This is a genomic window from Gilliamella sp. HK2, assembly GCF_001690265.1.
GTDB classification, from domain to species: domain Bacteria; phylum Pseudomonadota; class Gammaproteobacteria; order Enterobacterales; family Orbaceae; genus Gilliamella; species Gilliamella apicola_C.
On sequence record NZ_LZGV01000029.1, the window covers coordinates 1 to 794 of the forward strand.

Consider the following 794-nt stretch of genomic DNA (forward strand, 5'->3'; position numbering starts at 1 on the left):
GAATGGATGTGGATAAATAGCTATATGGCTTTTTCTGATAATAATTTGGATGCCGAATTTATGCCAGAAGAAGACTTTACTTGGCCAATCAAAGTCAATTGGCCAGAAGAAATCGACAAAAAATCCAAAGCCAGCTCGCTTGAAGAATATCAACAAATAGATGCCGAATATAAACAGTTAGGAAATAAATAATGCCATCAAAGTACCAACCGCAAGTTTCCGCATGGCGCGAAGATTTATACAAAGGGGTTTATACAACCCGCCATTATTTAAGTAATAATAAAAAATTACGTTATGCTAATGATGATTACTGTGAATTTTCTCGGCGAACAATAGGATGGGAGTGGGTTCCGCGTTGGGCCACGATTATTTGTTTAATAATGCTTATTTTATTGCTGATTTTTGGAGTATATGTTGCATCTTACATTATTATTTTTGAAACTGAAGGGAAACCTATATTTATACCTCTTGGGCTATTATTCCTTTATCTAATATATTTCTTCTTACAGTTTGTTTTCTATCTATTCTATGCTCCCGAGGATTGCCCAATCCGTTTTAATCGTAAAACCGGTAAAGTTTATATTTATGACCATTTTCTTTTATATTTTGGTTCATTAAAAACATTTACTCGTTCACCATTTAGAGTGAAAGAGATAACAATGAAAGAGTTTGATTGGGCAGATATTCAAGGGGTAATGACCTCAGTATCGGCACCGATTTCTGGTGGTGGTATGGTCAGAACTTACCGTATAGAGTGTGTGGTATGTGAGCCTAATACCACCAATGTAATTGAC

Annotated in this window: 1 protein-coding gene and 1 pseudogene; both read left to right on the forward strand. The window is 35.3% G+C overall.

The genetic code is table 11. From position 1 onward, the window contains the following. Positions 1 to 192, forward strand: a pseudogene (locus tag A9G45_RS14290) (hypothetical protein); the annotation flags it as partial. Further along, positions 192 to 794 (forward strand): DUF6708 domain-containing protein (locus tag A9G45_RS02980; RefSeq protein WP_065572360.1); only part of this gene is annotated, 603 nt, incomplete at its 3' end. The pseudogene A9G45_RS14290 and the gene A9G45_RS02980, both read left to right, overlap by 1 nt.